This is a genomic window from Paenibacillus profundus (genome assembly GCF_021369635.1).
GTDB lineage: Bacteria > Bacillota > Bacilli > Paenibacillales > Paenibacillaceae > Paenibacillus_B > Paenibacillus_B profundus.
This window is the reverse complement of the sequence record NZ_JAJNBZ010000034.1, coordinates 13850-31636: the sequence shown is the minus strand read 5'-3', so window position 1 is coordinate 31636 and position 17787 is coordinate 13850. Positions and strand designations below refer to the sequence as shown.

10 protein-coding genes and 1 riboswitch are annotated in these 17787 nt (G+C 50.1%); of the genes, 9 read left to right on the top strand and 1 reads right to left on the bottom strand.

Annotated elements, in window-relative coordinates:
* The first annotated feature begins 252 nt into the window (after positions 1-252).
* The 8 genes from LQV63_RS26010 to LQV63_RS25975 all read left to right on the top strand — a co-directional run bounded on the left by LQV63_RS26010 (position 253) and on the right by LQV63_RS25975 (position 9984).
* Entirely contained in the window at positions 253-1128 is an 876-nt protein-coding gene (locus tag LQV63_RS26010) for a radical SAM/SPASM domain-containing protein (protein WP_233698852.1), read from the top strand.
* 287 nt (positions 1129-1415) lie between these two features.
* Positions 1416-1525, top strand: a riboswitch (SAM riboswitch).
* An 88-nt stretch (positions 1526-1613) separates the two neighbouring features.
* A complete protein-coding gene (locus LQV63_RS26005; RefSeq protein ID WP_233698851.1) occupies positions 1614-2651 on the top strand; it encodes a methionine ABC transporter ATP-binding protein in 1038 nt (345 codons plus the stop codon).
* The gene (locus tag LQV63_RS26000; RefSeq protein ID WP_019419545.1) at positions 2617-3282 is read left to right on the top strand and encodes a methionine ABC transporter permease; all 666 of its coding nucleotides are present in this window, start codon (positions 2617-2619) and stop codon (positions 3280-3282) included. Before LQV63_RS26005 ends, LQV63_RS26000 begins: the two co-directional genes overlap by 35 nt.
* 65 nt (positions 3283-3347) lie before the next feature.
* Entirely contained in the window at positions 3348-4196 is an 849-nt protein-coding gene (locus LQV63_RS25995; protein ID WP_233698850.1) for a MetQ/NlpA family ABC transporter substrate-binding protein, read from the top strand.
* On the top strand, positions 4175-5293 hold the full coding sequence (locus tag LQV63_RS25990; protein ID WP_051004456.1) for an iron-containing alcohol dehydrogenase family protein: 1119 nt from the start codon (positions 4175-4177) through the stop codon (positions 5291-5293). Before LQV63_RS25995 ends, LQV63_RS25990 begins: the two co-directional genes overlap by 22 nt.
* A gap of 345 nt (positions 5294-5638) precedes the next feature.
* Positions 5639-6544 (top strand): ABC transporter permease subunit, encoded by a 906-nt coding sequence (locus LQV63_RS25985; protein WP_019419548.1) that lies wholly within the window; start codon positions 5639-5641, stop codon positions 6542-6544.
* 13 nt (positions 6545-6557) lie between these two features.
* Entirely contained in the window at positions 6558-7466 is a 909-nt protein-coding gene (locus tag LQV63_RS25980) for an ABC transporter permease subunit (RefSeq protein ID WP_233698849.1), read from the top strand.
* A 307-nt stretch (positions 7467-7773) separates the two neighbouring features.
* Positions 7774-9984, top strand: coding sequence for a hypothetical protein (locus tag LQV63_RS25975; protein WP_233698848.1), 2211 nt, complete (start codon positions 7774-7776; stop codon positions 9982-9984).
* Positions 9985-10147: 163 nt separating this feature from the next.
* Here LQV63_RS25975 and LQV63_RS25970 read toward each other — a convergent pair whose 3' ends face one another.
* A complete protein-coding gene (locus LQV63_RS25970) occupies positions 10148-11137 on the bottom strand; it encodes a Gfo/Idh/MocA family protein (RefSeq protein ID WP_233698847.1) in 990 nt (329 codons plus the stop codon).
* A gap of 259 nt (positions 11138-11396) precedes the next feature.
* On the opposite strand from LQV63_RS25970, the gene LQV63_RS25965 reads away from it, so the two are divergent.
* Positions 11397-17741 carry a DUF4350 domain-containing protein gene (locus LQV63_RS25965; protein ID WP_233698846.1) on the top strand — a complete coding sequence of 2115 codons (6345 nt, stop codon included), beginning with the start codon at positions 11397-11399 and terminating at the stop codon, positions 17739-17741.
* Positions 17742-17787 lie beyond the last annotated feature (46 nt).

Here is a 17787-nt window from a genome sequence, read left to right as displayed (position 1 = left end):
ATGACCACGGAAAACAATGCAGCCCACCTTATACAGCAGCCAACTAACCCTCCTCATGCAGCTCTCCTCGTCATAGCTTGTTTCAACCATCCCCCTTGCTAATCGTTGGAACGTGTCCTATCATTTTGCCCATAGAACGAAAGCCTTCTATAAGCCTGATGTTTCTAGTACAATATAGAATCAGATGCGCAATCAGTCTATGTCGGCAACGACCTGAGTATTTACAGAAAGATATAGAATGGGGAACAAGTCTTGAAAACTTTCAAAAAGGTATATATCGAAGTTACAAGCGTATGCAATCTGGCTTGCAGCTTCTGCCCGCAAACGGCTCGCAAGGCTAATTTCATTAAGCCGGACACCTTTAACAACATATTGGATCAGATTAAACCGCATACGAATTATATTTATCTTCACGTCAAAGGCGAGCCCCTCCTTCATCCCAAAATCGATGAGTTGCTGGATGCCAGCCATGCAAAAGGGTTCAAGGTCAATATTACGACGAATGGAACACTTATTCATAAAAATAGGCATAAGCTTCTGGGGAAACCGGCGCTGCGCCAAATGAACTTCTCGCTGCACAGCTTCGACGGACATGAGGGGTCGGAAAATCGAGAGGGATACTTGGCTGATATTCTTTCTTTTGTGCGGGAAGCGGCTGAGCATAATGTCATCATATCGTTCAGGTTATGGAATTTGGACCAAGACAATGCAACAAATTCGATAAAGAGCAGAAACCGGGAAACACTGGCCATTTTAGAAAAAGAATTTAATCTGGACTACAAAATAGAAGAAAAAGTGATGCCAGGCAGCGGAGTCAAAATCGCCGACAGAATCTATTTGAATCAGGACCATGAATTTCAATGGCCGAGCCTGCAAGCTCCGGAGGATGATGGCAAAGGCTTCTGTCATGCGCTTCGGAGTCAAGCGGCCGTGCTGGTCGACGGAACGGTCGTGCCCTGCTGTCTGGATGGCGAGGGCGTCATTAATTTAGGCAATATTAACAGCACTCCTTTCTCTGAAATTGTAGAAGGCGAAAGAGCGAATAATCTGTACTTTGGATTTTCCAGAAGAGAAGCTGTAGAGGAATTATGCAGGAAGTGCGGGTATCGGCAGAGATTCGGCACATGATGCTTATCTCGATAACATACTAGACCGCTTCAAGGGCGGCAGCACGAACCACGTGCTCGTTGACTTCACCAACTACAAAATTCGCATATTGATTGATGTCCTTGGTCATTTCAAAAATGTTAACCTTTTCCGTTTTCAATCAACTCACCTCTGGTGTGTTTATATATCCCCAACAAAAAATTATACCACGGAAAGATATCATTTCCAGTTTGAAAATAAATATTGAAAATTTTATTGACAAGCAAATCTTTCATGTGTATTATTTTCACTACAAAACTTCATATTTTACCTTATCAAGAGTGACTGAGGGAATAGGCCCTATGACGTCCGGCAACCTTACCAGTAGAGTAAACGGTGCTAAATCCTACGGAATGGTTCACATTCTGAGAGATAAGTTGGTTAATGCCAGTTCAACCTCTTTCTCTTATGAAAGAGGTTTTTTTGTATTATGAGTGTCTAGCAACAGGAATAGCGGGGTGAGAGCGATGATAGAAATTAGAAATCTAATAAAGGAGTACAGAAGCAAATCATCTACAGTCGTTGGTGTGAACAACGTTTCCTTAACGATAAACAAAGGAGAAATCTACGGTATTATCGGACGAAGCGGAGCAGGAAAAAGTTCGCTCCTGCGCTGCATCAACTTGTTGGAGGAGCCTACTTCGGGCAACATCTTCGTCGATGGAGTGGACCTGACAGCTTTAAAGGGCGAAGGCTTACGCCAAGCCCGGTTAAAGATCGGGATGATTTTTCAGCATTTCCACCTGATTCGCTCCAAGACGGTGTATGAGAACATCGCCTTTGCACTGAAGGCAAATCATAAATCAAAAGAAGAAATCGACACTCGCGTCACGGATCTGCTGGAGATGGTCGGCCTGTCCGACAAACGCAATGTGTATCCGGCCCAGCTGAGCGGCGGACAAAAACAGCGGGTAGGCATCGCCAGAGCATTGGCGAACGAGCCGCATGTGCTGTTGTGTGATGAAGCGACGTCCGCTCTTGATCCCGAGACGACACAAGCGATTTTGGAGCTGTTGAAAAAAATCAATCGCGAGTTGAAGCTTACCATTGTGCTCATTACCCATGAGATGGAAGTGGTGAAAGATATATGCGATCGGATGGCCGTGATGCAAGACGGAAATGTGGTGGAGGAAGGAGCTGTCTATGATATTTTTTCCGAGCCTAAGCATCCGATGACCCAATCGTTCATTAGCAGCCTGTTCCAATTTAACCTTCCTGAACGCTTGCTCCAGCATTGCCAAGGAACGATTGTCAAAATTCACTTTGTTGCGCCGCAGGCAGAAGAAGCGATCATCACCGATGTTCTGCAGGCCTATCAGGTCAAAGGCAACATCCTGCATGGGAAAATTGAATATATCCGTGACAATCCTCTCGGTATTCTCATCTTGGAGCTCATCGGAGACGCTGTGGAAGTACAGCGGGCTATCGATTATATAAGAGAGCGTACATATCGACTGGAGGTGATCTACCATGCTGACGGATTCTCTAATCCAACTATTGCCTGACCTGAACAAAGCTTTCTTTCAGACGTTGTATATGGTAGGAATTTCGCTTTCTGCCGCCTTAATTCTGGGTCTTCCTATTGGAATTCTCTTATTTGTAACCGACAAGGGTCTGTTTCTGGAACACACGCCGACGAAAAATATATTGGGATTTATCGTCAACATAATCCGGTCGGTCCCATTTATTATTTTGCTTGTCACCTTGCTGCCAGTAACGAAATTCATTACAGGCACCACCATCGGTCCAACGGCCGCCTCGGTATCCCTATCGGTCGCCTCGATCCCGTTTTTTGCCCGGCTGGTGGAGACGGCGTTGCGCGAGATCGACAAGGGGGTCATTGAAGCAGCTGTCTCAATTGGAGCTACGCCGTGGATGATTATAAAGGATGTGCTGCTCCCCGAGGCGAAGCCTGGCATTATTCAAGGCGTGAACATTACTGCGATCAGCCTGGTTGCCTATTCGGCGATGGCAGGCACCGTTGGCGGAGGCGGGATTGGCGACTTAGCCATTCGTTTCGGCTATTACCGCTACGATAATACCGTGATGTTCACAACAGTGGTCATCTTGGTTTGCCTAGTGCAACTTATTCAATACGGCGGAGATTACATCGCCAAAAAAGTAGATAAGCGTTAAATTAAGTGCTGTTCAAAAGAGAACTTTTTACCTATTATATTACACATCATATGGAGGTATTTAACATGAAAAAAGCTGCAATCCTACTCTCTCTCATCCTGGCGATTGGTGTGCTTGCCGGATGCGGCAACAGCACGTCAACCACAACCAGCGACAAAGGCTCGAACCAAGAAGAAAGCAAAGCTTTAAAAATCGGAGCCACTGCTGGACCTTACAGTGATATGGTTACTAAAGCAATCAAGCCGATTATGGAGAAAAAAGGATATACGGTCGAGGTAATCGAATTCGGTGATTACGTCCAGCCGAACCTAGCGTTGTCCAACGGTGATTTGAACGCGAACTTATTCCAGCATAAAATTTACATGGAAAATTTCGCAAAAGAAAATAAGCTGCAATTGTCTGAGCTCATCTCCGTTCCGACCGCACCGATGGGCATCTATTCATCGAAGTTCAAATCGTTGGATGAAGTTGCAGCTGGAAGCACCGTCGCAGTTGCCAACGATCCGACGAATCTTGCACGCACGTTAGGACTGCTGCAAGATGCAGGACTCCTTACCATTAAAGATGACATCGATCCGTTGCGGGTATCGGAGAAAGACGTAAAAGATAATCCGAAGCAACTCGTGCTCCAGCCGATAGAAGCAGGGCAGCTGCCGCGCGCGGCGGATAGCGTCGACCTGTCGCTCGTTCCCGGTAACTTCGCACTGGCTGCCAAAATGAACCTGTTGGATGCTCTGAAGCTCGAAAATATGCCGGATGACTATCGCAACCGCTTGGTCGTAAATACAGCAGAGCTGGACAAGCAATTCGCGAAGGATTTGAAGGAAGCCGTAGAATCAGATGAATTTGAACAAATTATCGATGAACAGTTCAAAGGCTTCGGCAAGCCTGAATGGATGCTGAAAAGGAAGTGACATCGTTGGAACAACGAGTAATCGTCAGAGGAGCGCCTGCGCTCTATTACTGTGAAACAGGTATACTGGATAAGCTGGATTGTTTGCTGCAGCCCTACACTTACAAGCGAGTGCTCGTCGTGCATGGCGATCGCTCCTTGAAGGCAGCGAAGCCTTTTTTCCCTAAGCTGACCAAGCTTACACTATTATATCTTCGTTACAATGGAGAGTGTACATTAGAGGAAGCCCGAAGAATTGCCCGTTATGCGCAGGCAGAGCAAGCCGATGTCATTCTCGGCGTCGGTGGCGGCAAGGTCATGGATGTGGTCAAAGCTGCCGGGAATGAGGCGCAGCTGGACACGATTCTGGTGCCAACGCTTGCCTCGAACTGTGCGGCGTGGACACCGTTAAGCGTGTTCTATAATGAGCACGGACAATTCACGAACTATACTATATTTCCAAAAAGCACGCTGATGGTACTGGTCGAACCGAGAATTGCGCTGCAAGCTCCAGTCGCCTACCTTAGGGCTGGAATTGCCGATACATTGGCCAAATGGTATGAAGCCGATGTACTGATTCGGAAGCTGGAACATCCATCCATCGCCATTCAGATCGCCCATCACTCTGCCCGTCTATGTCAGTCCACTCTCTTGGAGCATGGGCGGCAAAGCATTCAAGACGCCGAGACGAAGCAATTGTCGGCAGCATTCGTGCAGGTGGTTGAAACGATTATAATGACTGGCGGAATGGTTGGAGGATTCGGCGACCATCTGGGACGCATCGCGGGAGCTCACTCGGTTCACAATGGACTTACCGTGGCTCCAGAAACGCATGATCTGCTGCACGGCGATAAAGTAGCCTACGGCATTCTCGTGCAGTTGGTATTGGAAGACAACCTGCCAGAAGTACAACGGTTGCTCCCCTTCTATCTCGGTATGAATCTCCCTTATCGTTTAACCGATCTGGGGCTGTCCAGTCAGGATACTGCAACATTGAAAAACATCGCTAGCGGCACGACGCATCCGAATGAGTCGATACACTTTATGAAGTCAGGAATTACAGCAGACGATGTGTATCAAGCGATTGTAACGCTGGAACACGCAATATCGGAGTCATAAGAGGTTATATTCTCCAGTAGAGTATACACCTTGCAGAAATAACGGGGGCGGGATTACATCCTGTGCCCCTTTTTCATGGCTGCACCCCATCAACTCGCTTTCTATCTATCCCATCTCCCTTGCCTTTTTCCGCAGGAAAATTTGTATTTTCCATTTTCTTTCACCTACACATTCCATCACCAATAGACAAAAATCCGTCAGCAATAGACAAAATCACACTTTTTTTTATAACCATTGGTTAATTTTAACTATAGATTTCACTATGATTCGAGTAGAATGTTTTTAATAGACTGCCGTGAATATAAATATGATGAACATGGAGTAAGAATAGGGTAGGAGGAGAACATGAGTCTGCGGTCACAGATTTTAAGATCATTATGTATCAGTATTTTTTCATTAATTATGGTCATTCTCATTGTCTTGTTCCCCCGGGATCTGGATATCGGGATGGAATATTACAGGGTGACGGCCGAGTATAACTTCAGTTGGGGCAAATACGGCGACAATCTAAAAGGATTGGTCAACGGGCTGCTAGAGAATGGAAGTCTGGGCTTGAACAGATACGGCGAAACCGTCGAATCCGCCGTCCTGATTGCCATGTCCAAGAGCTTCGCTGTCATTATAACCGCGTTGGTGTTAAGCTTCGGCCTGGGCGTTATGAAAGGTATGATGGACTATAGGTTGTCCAGAACTAGATTTAATTTTTTGGGCAATTGGACGACATGGTTATTTCAATCGTTGCCTGACTTTTTGGTCTTGCTGTTAATACAGTGGTTTGTCATTCGCTATGTCCCGTTCATTCGCTTTTTTTCCTCGGAAGGATGGTACTCTTTTATTTTGCCATCTGTGCTGGTCTCCATTTACCCGACTATGTATATTGCAAGAATTACGAGCGCGTCCATCGCGGAACAGGAAGGCAAATTATATATTCAAGTGGCTAAAGCGAAGGGGTTGACCCAACGCCTCATTTTTTACAAGCACGTGTTTTACAATAGCTTTGGGACGATATTAACGCATCTGTCTTCCTTATTCGTATATATTTTGTCCAATCTATTAATGGTCGAGTATTTCATGAGTTATCCGGGAGCGGCATATCGTTTGTTCAAAGCGATCGATTATAGTCCATCATTCGGCACTGGGTTCGATTACGATCCGGGCATGATTATAGGAATCTCATTTTGCTTCATGATCCTTGTGCTTATCGTCCAGCTGATAAGCCAATTTTCAAGAAGACATTTTGAGCCAAGATAAAGGGGGCTACGAATTGAAGAAGTGCAACATTACGTTGTGGATCGGCGGATTCATGCTCGCGTTCCTTGTCTTTGTCATGTTTTTCGGACCCGATCTGCCATTTGTAGATAAAGGGCTGCAGGAAGTGAAGCATAGATGGAGCGAACAGAAGAAGCTTCTGCTGCCACCGTATGAGCCATCGAGCATCAATCCGTTGGGGAGTGACAGGAACGGCGTAGACAATCTAAGCAAGCTTATCGTTGGCACGAAAGAGACGATTCTAATCGTATTTTCTGTCGCTTTTTTGCGATATCTAATCGCGATTCCATTGGGGCTGCTCGCCCGCAAAAAAAAGGGCGTGGCCCATTTTATCGTAAACAGCTTAAATCAACTGTTTTCTTTCATGCCGTCCGTGTTTTCAGCCATCCTGCTGCTGAGCATTCCATTCATACAATACGCGAACAATCGGCTTATATGGGTCATTTTCTTTTTGGCGATCATCGAGACCGGCCGCGTCGCTCATTTGGTGCAGGAGCAAACTAATAAAATAACGCGCGAGCCTTTTTTTGAAGCTGGAGTAGGATTGGGCTTAAGCTCATGGCGGCTATCCAAAAGCTACTATTTTCCAGCGTTGCTTCCAGAAATCGTCGTCAATTTCTGCTTGGACTTAGGTAAAGTGATGCTGCTGATCGGACAACTGGGTGTTCTGAGCATATTTTTGACCCATGATTGGGTTGAGGTCGATTACTACACAATGAAGTTTTTGAGTACAAGCCTCAATTGGGTGTCACTGCTCGCGGAGCATCGGGCAGAAATCTATGTAAGCAAATTCTCTTTTATTTTCTATCCGGCGCTCGCCGTGGCCTTCTCCATATTAACCTTCAACATATTGGGCGAAGGTTTGAGGCGACATTTTAATAGACGCATGAATGTTTATTTATAGAAAAGAAAGTTTTATTGAGGCAGCTGCAGAAAATGGTTGCATGCAGAAACAGGCATCATTTTCAGCTTTTTTGACTTGTCTCTAACGTGTCTATATATCGGCTGCCAGTTGACACCTCTATCGAACAAGGTAAGATCTATATGAACCAGTTATATTCTAGCAAGTGCCTCAGCCCATTATTTACTGCTGCTGAATACCACGATTTGCAACCCACATGAATACCTGCAGCAGATTCGCTTCCAACCGAGCGGTCTGGAACTAATGCGTGTCTGGAATGTTGGATGAATCAGTTAGAGGAGGGAAACTCTTGACAGAGCGATGGAACACAAGAATAAGCTGGATTAGCGCCATGTTGGCGGCGATGCTGACCGTCTTGGCATTCGGCAATCCCGCGGGCGCGGCAGATTCGACCGGCGCAGCGCCTGGCGGAATGCCGCCGGCAGGATCGATTGTCTTTAAAAACAAAATATTTGCCGAGCCGGTAGACTTGGGCGTTCCCGTCTTCACAATTGCGATTAACGATGCGGTCTCGGGCATGGAGGATGGACGGCCAACGATGTATTCCACGGCGCAAGGCGATACGTCGGTGTTCAATGTGGTGGATATTCAGAGCAACAAGCTGCTGCGCTCCTTTCGGTTGGAGGGCGTTCATACGTCCTGGCGCCACACAATTGCCCCGGATGGAACCGTCTATATTGCAGCCATTATGTCCGGCAGCACTAGAGGAGAATTGTGGAGCTATTCACCCCGGACGAAGACCGTAAGCAGCTTGGGAGAGCCGCTTCCAGGCGAAAAATCAATCTGGTCCCTGGTAACCGACGAGGATGGCAACGTATACGGAGGCACGTTCCAACAAGGGAAGGTGTTTAAGTATGATCCCATTGCGAAGAAGTACCATGATTATGGCCGCATGATGAAGGACCAGGAATACGTGCGCTCAATGGCGTATGACAACGGTTACATTTTTGCAGGCATCGGCTCCACGGGAGCCATCGTCAAGCTGAACGTTCAGACCGGAGAGAAGCAGGTGATTTCCAGCCAAGTGGCAGAGCTCCTCGGTGTGGCTCCGGCAGACGTGCCGTTTGCGTATGACATGGCGATCGTAGATCGGTATTTGCTCGTGAAATTCGGCGATCCGCTCATGACCTTGTTGTTCTATGATTTGGACAAAAGCGAATGGCTGCCGCACAAAGTCGGGAAAAACGTTGGCGGCGCGCAAGGAGCGGGCGTGTTCTCGTTTAACCAGCTTGCAGCGAAGGACGGCAAAGTGTATATCCCCGCCAATGGGGGCATTACAGAGATCGACTTGACTACGTTCGAGACGCGCATGACCGCCATGAAATATGGCACCTCCTTCCGCGGAGCCGCCTGGGTAGCGTTCAAGGATGATCCCGATTTCCCCGGCATGTCATTCGTGACGATACTGCGTGACGGCAAGACGGCCATCTTCAATGTCGACACGGAGAAGATCAAATATCTTCCATCCGTCGTCAAGGGAGCATCCAATCCGCTGCACAATATGGAAAACGGTCCAGACGGAAACATATATATGAGCGGATATCCCGGCGGAATCGGAGTGAGGTTCGACCCGCGAACCGACGCATTCACCACCTTCGGCTTAGGACAGGCGGAAGGCATGGTTGCCTATGGCCAAGATATGTATTTTGGCATATATCCGGGAGGCCACATTCAGAACTTAGATACGACCAAGCCGGTTCCACAAGCGCACACCGTGTTCCAAATCGGCTCTGAGCAAGATCGCCCTTACATTATGCGGGCTACGAATGACTTCATCATGATGGGGACAATTCCCGATTACGGCAAATTAGGCGGCGCATTGACTCTATATTATCCGGATACGGGAAAGAAGGAAGTATACCGGAATGTCGTCCGCAACCAGAGCATCAACGGCTTGGCATACAAGGACGGGAAAATATTCGGATCGACCACCGTCTTTGGCGGCCTGGGAATTGCCGCGACTGAAAAAACGGCCAAAATGTTCGTGTGGGACGTCGAAAAAAAAGAAAAAATAACGGAATTCACACTGGACATCCCCGATCTAGATCGGCCTGTCATGATTAGCGGCTTGTCCATTGGCCCAGACGGCAATGTATGGGGCGGGGTCGACGGAATCTTGTTCAAGCTGGACCCGGATACGTATCGCATCCTCGACTATAAAAATATATACCCGCATGTTAAAAATTACGGCTTCTGGCGCCCCTACCACCCGCATTGGGGGCAAGACGGATTGTTATACATGGATTTGGCGGATCGCATCACCGTTATCGACCCGAACACGTGGGAATTTGTAACTTTATCCGAGGATAACGGCAGCACATTCAAGGAAATTGCTTTTATGACGCTGGCCAAGGACGGGCAAGGCAACGAGCATATTTATTACATTGATCAAGCCAACTTGATCAAAATCCCAATTTCCAACGCAGGAGAAGATCCTAGACCCGCGATCGAAATGGAGCTGCCCGCCGCCAAAGAGATTGGAAATCGGCTGCAGGAGTAAAATCGGCATATGAATTTGAATGGCGACCAGGTCATCGACATCCGTGACTTGGGTCTCCTTGAATTAAAGCTGGAGTAATGAACGATACATGAATCGGGGTGGTTTCAAGCGCAGCCTTGCTGCTTGAACCACCCCTTTCTCAGAATTATTAACCTGCATTTTTCTACTCGCTTATCAGTATCGGCCTGCCTGCAGCAGCCGATTCTAAAGCGGCGCAGGTCACGAGATGCGTGCGGAATGCATCGGCATAATCGGATAAAATACGCGATGCATCTCCAGTGCGAACGGCGTGAATGAACGCCGCACTCTCAAGCGCATACGGATCGGAACCGTTCGGCCATTCGGTTGTCTGCCCTGTCTCGCTCATGCGGAGCCGCTCTGGACTCCAGTCCAGCATGCCTTCTTCCGTATAGAAGGTCAGGCCTACGCGACTCACCCCAGTAGGCAGCAGGCAAGTGTTAGAAATGTTGGCGATGAAGCCGCTGCGCAATCTGAGCGACACGGTGCCCACGTCGGCCACCTCTACCCCCAGATCCTCTCTCCGCTGCATCCGTTGACCATACAGCGCCTGCACTTCCTCCACCTCACCGGCGCAATAACGCAGCAAATCGACGAGATGCGTCGTCTGTTCGATGAATTGGCCACCCGAGCCCGCTTGCTTCCGCCACCACGCGACTTGAGGCATGCTGCCCATCCATTGGCCGACGGCCATGCCCGCGCTCTGCCGGGCCAACGCTTCCTTCAAACGGAGCGATGTCTCCATGTAACGGAAATGATAACCGACAGAGGTTATGAGGGAACTGGACTGTATCCCTGATAAAATGTCAAGTGGCACCTCCGTGCCAATGCCAAGCGGCTTCTCCACCAGAAATGGAATTTTCCGCTGCAAAAGTTGTCGTTCCACTTCCCCATGTGCCAAGGGCGGAACACAAATATAGACCGCATCCAACCGCTCCCCATCCAACATATCGGACAATTGTCCGTACCCCGATGCGCCGTAGCGAGAGGCCATTTGCTGCGCTTTCTCTGCGCTTGTCCCGCAAATAGCTTTTACCTGCACGCCTTCCATGCCTGACAATATTCCAGCATGTACTTTACTGAACCACCCCGTACCAATAATACCGATGCGCATGGTCTTCACCCCTCTGCTCATATAGGCCGTCCCCCGCTAGCTGCCGGGAATCCAATCCCCGGACGATAGGAATTTGGCTGTGTCATACTGCTCTCCCTGTCCCCTATCGTGCCTGCCTATATTGTAATCGATCCTTGGCCCGTTCCATAGATTAGCAGGGCATTATAACTTTACATATCCCCCTCCTGCAATTAACAGCCTCATAACAATTGGAAATTACAATACGATAGAGTATGGCATTTTTTTAGCTTCATTCCATTTCATATAGGAGGTAAAGGAAATGATTCGATTGAGGAACAAGTACATAACCCGGAAATGGATAGGCTTGACGCTGGCATTCATTATGTTCGTCACGTCCCTGATTCCGCCGGGGCTCCTGCAGCGGACCGAAGCAGCGGGTGCTCCACATGTGGTATTCAGTCAGGTATATGTGGCTGGCGGCAATAGCGGGGCCATTTACAACACGAAATTTTTCGAGCTCTACAACCCGACGGACAAAGATGTGGATTTGAGCGGATGGTCCCTTCAATACGCCGCCAAAAATTCCATATTTTCCGCCAAGCCCGGCGCTTCCAACAATAAAACGTTATCTGGCACCATTAAGGCGCATGGCTATTACTTAATTACCGGCGGGAGCGGTACAAATGGCATTCCGCTGCCTGTATCCGCCGATGATACGTCCTCCGTCAATCCGGGGCAAGCCGGCGGGAAGCTCGCGCTGGTCAACAAGCAAGATACGATTAGCGGCAAAGACGATTCGAGTGTCGTCGATTTTTTCACTTGGAGCGACAGCAACAGTAATCTGCCGAACGAATATTGGGGCAGCCCCGTCATCGCGCCTTCTCCAGATAGCGATGAGGAGCACATCGGTGTGGAAGCGTTTAAAAAAGGGACGTTGCTCCGCAAAACAAACGAAGGAACCGATCCGCGGGGTATCATCGGGTTGGGCAACGGCTGGTTCACAAAAAATACCGGGGCGGATTTTGTCATTCACACGATAGCCGATCCTGGCAACAGCATATACATCCGTCATTCCGGCACCGCACCGGAGCCGGCCTTGATAACGCCCGCACCGAACGCTGGGCTCATTCGGCTGGAGAACAACTACTCCGCCGTTACCCAATCCGTCTATACAGCCGTATATGGCCATTCTGAAGCGGTGCCGCACGACTCTCTCGTCAAGATTTATGTAATGGACGGCGGATTGTATTCGGAGGCGGCTTCAGGAGAGGCGGAGTCTGACGGTTCCTTTGCTATCTCATTCGATAATCCGAGCGAGAAGAATACAGCCTATGTGTCCGCTACCCTTGCTGGCCGCGAAGAGAGCCGCATGGTCCGGGTCGATGCTGACGGTCACGATCCTTCTGATCGCATGATCCCGCTGTCCGATCTGCGGGTGAACGGCAGCAGCGGCATCCCGATTAACCAAGGTTCCCGAGTGACCGTAGAGGGCATCGTGACCGTTGACAATCAGCTATTCGGTGAGGGAAACAGCAACTTCTTCATTGAGGATGGCACAGGCGGCGTAAAAGTGTTGGACGGAATCGCGCACGGATTGGACATCAAGCGCGGCGATAGGCTTCGCATCACCGGGATGGTCGATTTTGCCGATGGGATGACGCTGCTCGTCCCCCAATCCGTCACATCCATCAAGCAGGAGCCGCTTCCGGAGCCAGTCGCGCTTACCATCGCCGATCTGAACCGCTATGCTGCTGCAGAGCCATATGAAGGACGACTCGTGACCATTCGCGGAACGGTATCTCAGCTGTCTCCTTCCGCGTCAGACACGTACGTCACGATTACCGACGAGAACGGGCAAACGATGAACGTCAAGCTATTCCACGGTACAGGCATCGATGCCGTACGGAAGCTGTTGCTGCAGCAATCATACTGGTTCACGGGCATCGTCGGACAACACAAGACGTATGCTCCTTTCGATTCGGGATATGAATTATATCCGCGTGAGGAGGCTGACATCATCGGCTCTCTTCAGCTGGAACATACTCCTGTCACAGAAGGATATACCGGCATGGATCTACAGTTTGCGGCCACATCATTCCATGCGGAGTCCGTTATACTCTACTACCGCCAGGCAGGCAGCTCCGATTACGCTGTCCTTCCGATGACAATTAAAGACGGCTCCCATTATGAAGCCGTCATTCACGCTGCCGATATCCCTGGGTCCGCATTGGAATATTACATTAAAGCTATCGCAGGCACGCAGACGCAACAAGCCGGCACAGATGACGCTCCGATTAAGCTTATGCTCGTGGAAGATCAGGAAGGTCCGGAGTTTTCTGAAGAATTGCCTGCCGACTATTCTCAGACGGAGAACAGACGTCCGGAAATTTCCGTACACATTTTCGATCCAAGCGGAATAGATGTGGGCTCGGTGCAGGCACAGCTTAATGGCGAGCCGCTAGCTCCTGCCTTCGATGCGCCTGCCGGAAGGGTCGTCATCAAGCTGAACAGCGACTTGAAGACGGGCAGCAACAAAATAGAAGTGACAGCCAAAGATACGAAGGGAAATGCAGGCAAGCATGCGTGGACGTTCCGCGTGTTGCCGACGTTTGAAGGCGGGAACCATTACCGGGGCTCGTCGCACAATCATACCGGCATTTCGCATGATGCGAAAGGAACACCAGAACAAGCGATTGCCGCTGCCAAGAAGCATCGCTATGACTGGTTCGCCTTTACAGATCATTCCCATGACATCGACGTCAGCAGCCGCGAGGCCAAGGACAACATCGATCGCCAAGGCATGCCGGAACGGACCGGCAGCGCGGATCAAGCTGCCTCCGCATGGCAGAAGCTGAAGCAAGTCTCTGAAGACAGTACACAAGATGAGGAATTTGTTGCCTTCCGTTCCTATGAGATGACCTCCACGGTGTGGGGCCATTCCAATATTTTCGGAACAGAGAACTTTATCGATCGCATTCAAAATAACGGCATCTATCAAAATTTGAACCAATTCTACAAATGGGCCAAAACCTACGACGACCTCATCGGTCAATTCAATCATCCGAACTGGGGCGGAAGCACCCCGCCATTTAACGCATTCGTTCCGTACGACCAAGATGTGGATAAACTGTTCACGATGTTTGAAGTGGGCAACGGTTCCGGACAATATACCTATTCCAATATTGAAAATCTGTATTATAAGACATTGGATTTAGGATGGCATGTTGCACCGACGTTCGGGGAGGATCATCATAATGGGATGTGGGGCGAGACGATGCGGCGCACAGTTGTCGTCGCCGAACAACTGACCCGGGAATCGCTGCTCGATTCGATGCGGAACCGGCGTGTTTATATGTCGGAGAATCCGAATTTTACGCTTGATGTCAAGGCCAACGGGTATTATATGGGATCAATTGTAGACAGTCAGTCACTTGCCTTCTCCATTATAGGCGGAACTTCCGCTCAACCCTACACCTATCTCCCACCTGGCTTTACACCGGATGAGCGGATCAAAAAAGTCGAACTGATTACGAACGGCGGCCATGTCGCCGACTTCATTACACCGGAGACACAGCCCGACCTTTTTACGGATGAGAACAAACGCTTTTCATGGAATCCCGAGGTTGCCGTTCCCGGCGGACAGCAATGGTTCCTTGTGAAAGTTACGCAAATGGACGGCAATCGGGTATATGCTTCTCCGATCTGGACGAAAGAAGTCAAGGTGGATGTCAGGGTTCAGGATATTCAGGCAAGCGAAGGCAATATCATTGCAGGCAATCCAGCCGTGCTGGAGGCATTGATCAGCAATTTCGGCCAAGGCGAGCTTGAGCGCCTTCAAGTTCAATTTTATGCGGATGAGATCAAGGAATCGCATCTGATCGGAACGGCCGAAGTGGCCTCCCTATCGCCGAAGACCGTATCTCGCGTTCAAGTGACATGGAACACTCCGACGGGAGGCGACCGAAATATCATTGCCGTCATCGCCAATCCGCCAGCCGGCAATGCGCCAGAGAACAATCAGTTTGTGCGGACTTTCCATGTGAAGGAGCAGCTCGGTCTTACCGTTATGATTGACGCGGCACACGGCAATGAGAATTCGACGGGAGATTCCGGGAAATACAAGGACGAATTCAAGAAGCTGACCAAGCTGCTTCGCGCCGAAGGCTACCAAGTCATTGAGAACCACCAGCCCTTGACTCAACAAGCTTTGGAGCATGTATCTGTCCTGATCATTTCCCATCCACATAAGAACAAGCCGTTCATGGAGAGCGAGCAGGCGGCCGTCGCTGAATTCGTCAACAACGGGGGATCATTGATGCTTGCCAGCAAGAGCAACAACAGCACCGATCCGACTATGAATAACCCGCTGCTGGAACGACTCGGTTCGGTCATCCAGTTCAACGATGATGGCGTGTATGACGGCAGTGAGGACGGAAACTTCTGGTCGAATCCGGCAAGCAGCCTCTGGTCGGTCCGGGCCCACCCTGAACCAGTCGCCAACTATGTGACGGATTTTGTGCGCAGAGTGGATTACTATAGCGGCGCAAGCTTGATGAGACTGGGCCAGCAGCCGTTGGCGGATTCAGACCCCGTCACCATCATTGCGCGAGGCAACGCAACCAGCTACCAGTTCAATCTTGCCTCGAAAGGAACAGCATACGACACATCCGGTGAACAGGGCGGAACGGCCATCCCGCTTATTGCTTCGCAGGAAATCGGAGCGGGGCGCATCGTCGTCGCCGGAATGAATCTGTTCAATGACAGACAACTGGATGATACAGGTGAAAAGAACGATAACGTCCGTCTGGCGGCCAACCTGTTCAACTGGCTTGCCCACCGTGGCACGAAGGTCGTGCCGATTGGCGATGCGCGCACACAGCCGGAAGGAACAGACATTGTCGTAGAAGGAACAGTAACGACCGCCGCGGGCGTATTCTTTGACGCGTTCTATGTGCAAGACGGAACGGGCGGCATCATGGCCTTTAACGAGGTGCCGAAAGATTCGCTCCAGCTTGGAGATACAGTCCGCATCTACGGGCATGTCAAGGTGTTCGAGCAAAATGTGGAGATTATGTTCGACAATTTCGATAAGAATGTGCTTAAGCTGAACAAGGTTCCAGGGCAACCATTAGAACCGAAACGAATTACTACAGGGGCTGCGAAGGATGAAGCGAATCAGGGAGTGCTCGTCAAGCTGTCAGGTGTCGTAAAGCGGGTGTCCAGCATCCCTGATCATACGATCTATGTGGATGATGGCACGGGCGAGGCTCTGATCTTCATTGACGGATATATCGCCGAACAGAGCGGTCAACCGCCTGTCCTTAAGCCAGGAGATACGCTCGAAGCCATCGGCGTGACAGGCAAGTTCTCTGGCGGCTACTGGGTGCGCGTCAGGGACACACGTGAGTTGATCAAAGGTAAATCTGAGCCAGATCAACCGGAGGGACCAGGCCGCGACAGACCGGGCGAGAGGCCAGACAGCGGCAGCGGATCGTCCGGCAGCAGCTCACAAGGAAACGGCACGAGCGGCAGCATGGTTGCCGATCCGCTTCCGAAGCCCGCTCAGCAGTTTATTGTTGCTGAAAAAGATATAACCGGTGCGTCGGCACACGGCATCCGCATTGCTCTGACCATGCCAGACGACATTACGGAAATCATTATGCCCCTCGATACGGGAGACTTGCTGGCAAGCAAGAGTCTGGAACTGAGCTCTAAGTGGTGGACGGCCCGCTTCCCTGCGGAGGCGCTCCAAGCATTGTCCGGCATGGTTGCGAAGGATGAACGGGCAGACAGTCACCTCTCATGGAGGGTGAACCCGTTACCAGACTGGCTTAGCCTTGAAAACGCGAAATCCGCAAAGAGCGGACTCACCTTATCAGGTTCTGCCTACCAGTTACAGCTCATGATCGTCAAGAAGAATGGCGATTTCGTACCGGTTGAGAAGCTGGTTCAGCCTATCTCCGTAACCTGGAAGCTGGATGGGAAGCCGAACCCGCACCTGGTCGGAATCTATGCGATTCGTAATGATGGAACGCTGGAGTATCACGGTGGATCTACGGGGAAAGGAGAGATTACAGGGGCATTCGACAAGCTTAGCAAATATGCCGTGTTGGAATACAACAAGCGCTATACAGATGTGTCTCCTGCCCATTGGGCGCACAGCATCATCCAAGAAATGACGGCAAAGCAAATGTTACAAGGGACGGGACTAACGACCTTCGAGCCGAACCGTCCGGTGACCCGCGCCGAGTTTGCGGCACTGCTAGTAAAGGCTTTCCATCTAGGGAAGTCAGGCAAGGCAGAGTTTGCTGACGTCCCTGCCGGCAAATGGTATGCGGAGCCGATAGCAGTCGCTGTCCAAGCCGGGATCGCAACCGGCAAATCGGACAACAGGTTCGCCCCCGACGAAGCCATTTCACGCCAAGAGATGGCGGCAATGCTCGTTCGGGCATACGAGGCAGCTGCCGGTATGCAAGCGCCGCGTTCGGGCGCCTTAACCTTCCGGGATCAGCTGGACATTTCTCCATGGGCAACTGAATATGTGACCGCGGCGCATGCACTGGGTCTCATACAAGGCCGGGCGGAGAACCGCTTCGCTCCTACCGGGAACACGACACGGGCAGAGGCCGCCCAAGCGATTGCCAACGGATTGAAGCTGAATTAGTGATAATTTAGCACACAAAAACGCTTGGACAAATTTCCAAGCGTTT

Coding starts and splice junctions, on each gene's coding strand:
- LQV63_RS26005 (WP_233698851.1), top strand. CDS start 1,614: ATGATAGAAATTAGAAATCTAATAAAGGAGTACAGAAGCAAATCATCT.
- LQV63_RS26000 (WP_019419545.1), top strand. CDS start 2,617: ATGCTGACGGATTCTCTAATCCAACTATTGCCTGACCTGAACAAAGCT.
- LQV63_RS25995 (WP_233698850.1), top strand. CDS start 3,348: ATGAAAAAAGCTGCAATCCTACTCTCTCTCATCCTGGCGATTGGTGTG.
- LQV63_RS25990 (WP_051004456.1), top strand. CDS start 4,175: ATGGATGCTGAAAAGGAAGTGACATCGTTGGAACAACGAGTAATCGTC.
- LQV63_RS25985 (WP_019419548.1), top strand. CDS start 5,639: ATGAGTCTGCGGTCACAGATTTTAAGATCATTATGTATCAGTATTTTT.
- LQV63_RS25970 (WP_233698847.1), bottom strand. CDS start 11,137: ATGAGCAGAGGGGTGAAGACCATGCGCATCGGTATTATTGGTACGGGG.
- LQV63_RS25965 (WP_233698846.1), top strand. CDS start 11,397: ATGATTCGATTGAGGAACAAGTACATAACCCGGAAATGGATAGGCTTG.